The sequence below is a fragment of the Azospirillum sp. UFLA03-27 genome (genome assembly GCF_059803775.1).
The window spans coordinates 1-6,545 of sequence record NZ_JAUQTX010000314.1 but is presented as its reverse complement, the minus strand read 5'-3'; the positions used below and the strand labels follow the sequence as shown (position 1 = coordinate 6,545).

Here is a 6,545-nt window from a genome sequence, read left to right as displayed (position 1 = left end):
GTTATAGTCTCGTGGGCTCGGAGATGTGTATAAGAGACAGCCTTATGCCAGCCCTTTCTCCATTGCGCTCGCCAGACGGCGGGCGAAGGCGGCGGGGTCGGGCAGGGCCTCGCCTTCCACGATGCGCGCCTGGTCGAGCAGCAGCCACGCCGCGTCGTCCAGCGAGGTCGCTGCACCGCTCGCCTTGGCGCGCTCGGCGAGGCGCTTGATCAGCGGGTGGGCGGGATTGACCTCCAGGATGCGCTTGGCCGCCGGGGCGTCCATGCCGAGCTGCTTGTGCTGCTTCAGCAGGCGCTCCAGGTGCATGTCCATGTCGTTCTCGTCGGCGACGAGGCAGACGGCGCTGTCGGTCAGGCGCTCCGACGGGCGGACGTCCTTCACCACGTCCTGGAGCGTCAGCTTCAGCAGGACCAGCAGGTCGGTCAGCTCACCTTCGGAGGCCTTCTCCTCGGCCGGCTTCTCCTCGCCGCCCTGGATCTTGCCGAGATCGGCGCCGCCGCGGGTCACCGACTTGAAGGGCTTGTCCTGGAAGCTGCCGACCGACGGCACCCAGAACTCGTCCACCGGGTCGGTCAGCAGAAGCACCTCGACGCCCTTGGCCTTGAAGCCTTCAAGCTGCGGGCTGCGCTTCAGCGTCTCGATGTCGTCGCCGCTGATGGTGAAGATGGCCTCCTGGCCCTCCTTCATGCGACCCAGATACTCCTCCAGCGAGACCAGACCATCACCGGCGGTGCTGCGGAAGCGCATCAGCTTCAGCAGATCGTCCCGGTGCTCGTAGTCGTCGTAGAGGCCTTCCTTGAGGACGGCGCCGAAATTCTCCCAGAAAGCCGCGTATTCCTCCGCCTTCTCGGTGTCGCGGGCCTTCTTGCCCAGCTCCGACAGGACGCGGCGGGTGATGCCGGCGCGGATCTTGGCCAGCATCGGGTTGTGCTGGAGCATCTCGCGGCTGATGTTCAGCGGCAGATCCTCGCTGTCCACCACGCCGCGCAGGAAGCGCAGGTAGGGCGGCAGCAGCCCTTCCGCCGAATCGGTGATGAAGACGCGCTTGACGTACAGCTTCACCCGGTGGGCGCGCTTGGGGTCGAACAGGTCGAACGGCTTGGAGGACGGCACGAACAGCAGGTTCGTGTATTCGATAGCGCCCTCGGCCCGCCAGTGCAGGGTCAGCCACGGATCGTCGAAGGCGTGCCCGACATGGTGGTAGAACTCCGTGTACTGCTCCGCCGTGATCTCGTTCTTGGAGCGCATCCACAGAGCCGAGGCGCTGTTCAGCGACTTGGCGTCCTCGCCCTCCCCGAAGAGGATCGGGATGGCGATGTGGTCGGAGTATTTGCGGACGATGGCGGAGAGGCGGTGCTCCTCCAGATACTCGTCGTCGCCTTCGCGCAGGTGCAGCTTGATCTGCGTGCCGCGCGGCAGGTCGGCCACGTCGGAGATGGTGAACTCGCCCTTGCCGTCCGACAGCCAGCGCCAGCCCTGCGTCTCCCCGGCCTTGCGGGTCAGCACCTCCACCCGGTCGGCGACCATGAAGGCGGAGTAGAAGCCGACGCCGAACTGGCCGATCAGGTTGACGTCCTTCTTGGCGTCGCCCTCCTTGGCGCTGTCCTTCAGGTTGCGCATGAAGGCGGCGGTGCCTGAGCGCGCGATGGTGCCGAGGTTCTCGACCAGATCCTCGCGGTTCATGCCGATGCCGTTGTCGGCCACGGTGAGGGTCCGCGCCTCCTTGTCCACGATCAGCCGGACCTTCAGGTTCGGGTCGTCGGCGGACAGTTCGGGCTGCGTCAGCGCGGCGTAGCGCAGCCGGTCGCAGGCGTCGGAGGCGTTGGAGACCAGCTCGCGCAGGAAGACTTCCTTCTCGCTGTAGAGCGAGTGCGCGACGATGTCGAGCAGGCGGCTGACCTCGGCCTGGAAGCTGAGCCGTTCCTCGGTCATGGTGTCATCCTTGATCGTTCTTGTTGGTGGTGGGCTTGTTGATGGGCTTGCCGATGGGTCCGAAGGACGGCGCAGATATGTGCGAGCGCGCGGCCCCATGCAAGAGCGATCGGCTGGCGTTGTCGTGGAGTTTCGCAACCGGAGTGGTGGGGTGAGGGAAGTCTTGCCCCCACCCTAACCCTCCCCCGCTAGGCGGGGGAGGGGACTAAAATTTCCGGCCCCAAGCCTCAGCGCTTCTTGCCCTGGATCGGCTCCGGCGTCGGCTGGCCCATGCCCATCATCGCGCTCATGTCCGCCCCGTTCAGCAGGAACTGGCCGGTCTCGGTGACGTCGATCTTGTAGCTGCGCACGTCGTTGCCGGCGTCGTCCTTGGACGCCTGCCCGAAGGCCTGGAGCATGGCGATCACGCCCAGCGCGTTCTGGGTGCTCTCGTCGGCCTTCTTGCCCGGCTTGGGCTGCATCGCCTTGGTGGCGGCGTCCAGACCGCGCAGCAGCACGGTGCTGCTGCCCACCGCGCCGAAGGCGGAGTTGGCGGCCATGCGCATGGCGCCGGTCATGGTGCCGGAGGTCGCCGGGGTGTTGACGACGAAGCGGTCGATGCTCAGCTCCGTCCCGATCTCGGCCATGGCGCCCATCAGCCGGTTGCCGATGGCGGCCATCGCCGCCTCGTCGGCCCCGTCATCGGGCAGGGCGGCCTCCTCCTCGCCGTCTTCCTCTTCATCCTCCTCGCCCGCGGCGGCCTGGGCCTCGGCGAGCGTGGCGAGGTCGGCGAAGGCCCGCCACAGCGAGGCGGTCGGCAGCTTCGCGGTGCTGATCTGGATGTCCAGCTTGTCCGGCATGAAGGCCTTCGGCGCTACCTCCGGCTCCAGCGTCAGGCCGCTGGACTCGATCCCGAAGGTGGTCGAGGCCATCGGCTTGTCCAGATCCTCGGCGCTGCCGCGCAGGACGAGCTGGCCGAGGGCGAGGCGGGTGCCATCCTCCGGGTTCAGGGCGGTCAGGCCGGACAGGCGGAGCCGCCCGCTGGCCCCGCCCATCAGGTTCTGCATCAGCGGGATCAGCTCCGCCGCCGGGGGCTGGGTGCCGGCCAGGGCGTGGGTCTGGGTCAGCCGCTGCATGGCGTCGGCGCGGGCGAGGTCGACGCGGGTGTAGGTGCCCTCCATCGTCAGGCCGCCGAGATTCAGCACCTCCTTCTTCGTCTCGTCGAGGAAGCGCAGGTTGCTGACGGACAGGGCGCCGGGGCCGCTCCACAGCGGGGTGCCGGCGGCGGCGGTGCCGTCCGGCTTCAACTCCCCGGCGACGGTGATGGCGCCGACGGTCAGGGCGCTCTCGTCCTTCTTGCCCTTCTTGCCCTTGCGGTCGCTGGTGACCGACAGGTCGCCCAACTCCGCGTCCATGGACAGCGCCGTCTCGTAGGCGCCGGACCACAGGGCACTGATGCGCTGGCGGCCCAGCTTGACGGTGGCCGACGGCTTGCCGTTGTCCAGGATGGCGACGCGGTCGGGCAGGGTGGCGGTGACGGCGTGGGTGTTGCCGTCCTGCGGCGTCACCGTCAGGCGGATGGTGCCGATGTCGGCGGTGGTGCCGTCGTCCGACACCGCGGTCAAGGCGGGCAGCGCCACCTCGTAATGGTCACCGGCCGGGGTCGCCACCGGCTCGCCGGTCCAGCGCAGCTCGGTTTCGTCGCCTTCGCTCTTGGGAAACCAGCGGGCCAGCCCGTCCTTGAGCGCGGCGGCCAGCGCCCTCGCCCCGTCCTCGGTCACCGGGGGCGCCTCCGCGCGGGCGGCGGCGGGCGGCAGCGCCAGGGTTGCGAGCATCAGCGCGGCGGCGAGCGGACGGGCGGGAAGACGGCGCATGAGGAATCCCTTAGGGTGGAGCGCGCCAGGGTAGACGGGATAACCGGCGCCCGTCCATCGGCCCGAGGTTTTATACCGTTTCCGAAAGAGTTCGGTCCCGGATGGGCGTTGCAGCATGGCACGGCCGCCCTGACGCTTGCATTGCCGGTGCCCAGGCCCAAAACTTACGCTTATGACCTCTGTCCTTTCTTCGTCCGGGGGCGGTCTGGGTGCGGGTGGCCGGGTGGTCGCCGTGCTGGGGCCGACCAACACCGGGAAAACCCATCTCGCCATCGAGCGCATGCTCGGCCACCGGACGGGGATGATCGGCTTTCCGCTGCGCCTGCTGGCCCGCGAGAACTACGACCGCATCGTGTCGATCAAGGGCAAAAACGCCGTGGCCCTGGTGACGGGGGAGGAGAAGATCCTGCCGCCCAACCCGTCCTACTGGGTGTGCACGGTGGAATCCATGCCGCTCGACCGGGCGGTGGACTTCCTGGCGGTGGACGAGGTGCAGCTCTGCGCCGATCCGGAGCGCGGGCACATCTTCACCGACCGGCTGCTCAACGCGCGCGGGCTGGTGGAGACGATGTTCCTCGGCTCCGACACGGTGCAGCCGCTGATCCGCCGGCTGGTGCCGCGGGCCGAGTTCATCAGCCGCCCGCGCTTCTCGCAGCTCACCTACGCCGGCTACCGCAAGCTGACGCGCCTGCCGCCGCGCTCCTGCGTCGTCGCCTTCTCGGCGACCGACGTCTACGCGCTGGCCGAGATGATCCGGCGCCAGCGCGGCGGCACCGCGGTGGTGCTGGGGGCGCTGTCCCCGCGCACCCGCAACGCCCAGGTCGGGCTCTATCAGGCGGGGGAGGTGGACTATCTGGTGGCGACCGACGCCATCGGCATGGGGCTGAACATGGACGTCGACCATGTCGCCTTCGCCCGCATCGTGAAGTTCGACGGCTTCGCCCCGCGCCGCCTGCGCGCGCCGGAGGTGGCTCAGATCGCCGGGCGCGCCGGGCGGCACATGCGCGACGGCACCTTCGGCACCACCGACGAGGTGGGCGAGCTGGAGGCCGACGTGGTCGACCGCGTCGAGAACCACCAGTTCGAGACGATCAAGACGCTGATGTGGCGCAACAGCAAGCTGCGCTTCGACACGCCGGGCTTCCTGCTGAAGTCGCTGGAGGAGCGCCCGCCGATCCCGGAGCTGCTGCGCGCCCGCGACGCCGACGACCATCTGGCGCTCCAGGCGCTGGTCCGCGACCATGAGGTGATGGACCTCGCCAAGGGCCGCGACAATGTGCGGCTGCTCTGGGAGGTTTGCCAGGTCCCCGACTTCCGCAAGGTGCTGTCGGACGCCCACACCCGGCTGCTCGGGCAGATCTTCCGGCAGCTGCGCACCGGCATCGGGCGGCTGGACGAGGACTGGGCGGCCAAGCAGATCGCCCGGCTGGACCGCACCGAGGGCGACATCGACGCGCTGGTCGCCCGCATCGCGCATATCCGCACCTGGACCTACATCTCCAACCGGCCGAGCTGGCTGACCGACCCGGTGCACTGGCAGGCGCGCACCCGCGCCATCGAGGACAAGCTGTCCGACGCCCTGCACGAGCGGCTGACGCAGCGCTTCATCGACCGCCGCTCGGCCACGCTGGTCCGGACGCTGAAGGACGGGCGGGAGCTGATCGGCGGCGTGCGCGCCGACGGCGAGGTGGTGGTGGAGGGTCACCCGGTGGGCCGGCTGGAGGGCTTCCGCTTCGTCCCCGACGCGCCGGAGCGCTCGGAGGAGGCCAAGTCCCTGCTGACCGCCGCCCGCCGCGCGCTGCGCGAGGAGGTGGCGTCCCGCCTGCGCGCCTTCGAGCAGGAGCCGGACGACGTGTTCGCCCTCGGGCCGGACGGGGTGCTGACGGCGGACGGCTTGCCGGTGGCCCGGCTCGGCCCCGGCCCGTCGGTTCTGACCCCGGCGGTTCTGCCCTTCGACGAGGGGCTGCTCGACCAGGGGCAGCTCGACCGCGTGCGCGTCCGCTTGGAGCGCTGGCTGAAGGACCGCGTCGCCGCCCGGCTGCGCCCCCTGCTGGCGTTGCGCGATGCGACCGATCTGACGGGAACGGCGCGGGGGCTGGCCTTCCAGCTCGTCGAGAACATGGGGGCGATGCCCCGCGCGCCGGTCGCTCCGATGGTGGAAGGGCTGGAGAAGGCCGACCGCAAGGCGCTGTCCCGCCACGGGGTGCGGCTCGGCGTGTCGCACCTCTATCTGACGGCGCTCGCCAAGCCGGGGGCGGTGGAACTGCGCGGTCTGCTGTGGGCGGTGAAGCACCGGCTGCCCCTGCCGGTGCCGATCCCGCCGCCGGGCCGTGTCTCGGTGGAGGCGACGGGCGCGCCGCCCGCCTTCTGGGAGGCCATCGGCTACCCGGCGGCGGGGCCGCGGGCGCTGCGCGTGGACATGCTCGACCGGTTGGAGACCGAGCTGCTGACGGCCGCCAAGGAGGGCCGGGCGGTGGCCGAGCCGGCGCTGGCCCAGATGATCGGCGCCAAGCCGGACGAGTTGGGCGCCGTGATGAAGGGGCTTGGCTACACCCGTTCGGTGGCGGAGGATGGGGCGGTCTCCTGGCGCCGCCGCCGCAACCCGCGCCACAAGCCCCGCCGCGAGGCCCCCGTCAACGCCGACCACCCCTTCGCCAAGCTGCGCCAGCTTTCGGGAATTGGATGAAGAGATACACACCTGTCTCTTATACACATCTCCGAGCCCACGAGACTATAACAGCTATCGCGTATGCCGTCTTC

At 69.7% G+C, this 6,545-nt stretch carries 3 protein-coding genes; 1 reads left to right on the top strand and 2 read right to left on the bottom strand.

Annotation, left to right across the window (positions count from 1 at the left end; genetic code table 11):
* Positions 1-42 precede the first annotated feature (42 nt).
* Together htpG and Q4I23_RS29175 are read right to left on the bottom strand one after the other, a co-directional pair.
* On the bottom strand, positions 43-1,932 hold the full coding sequence (htpG, locus tag Q4I23_RS29180; RefSeq protein WP_498528529.1) for a molecular chaperone HtpG: 1,890 nt from the start codon (positions 1,930-1,932) through the stop codon (positions 43-45).
* Positions 1,933-2,159: 227 nt separating this feature from the next.
* Entirely contained in the window at positions 2,160-3,785 is a 1,626-nt protein-coding gene (locus Q4I23_RS29175; protein ID WP_498528528.1) for a hypothetical protein, read from the bottom strand.
* A gap of 172 nt (positions 3,786-3,957) precedes the next feature.
* Between Q4I23_RS29175 and Q4I23_RS29170 the strand changes: the two genes are divergently transcribed.
* Positions 3,958-6,471, top strand: coding sequence for a helicase-related protein (locus Q4I23_RS29170; protein ID WP_498528527.1), 2,514 nt, complete (start codon positions 3,958-3,960; stop codon positions 6,469-6,471).
* Positions 6,472-6,545 lie beyond the last annotated feature (74 nt).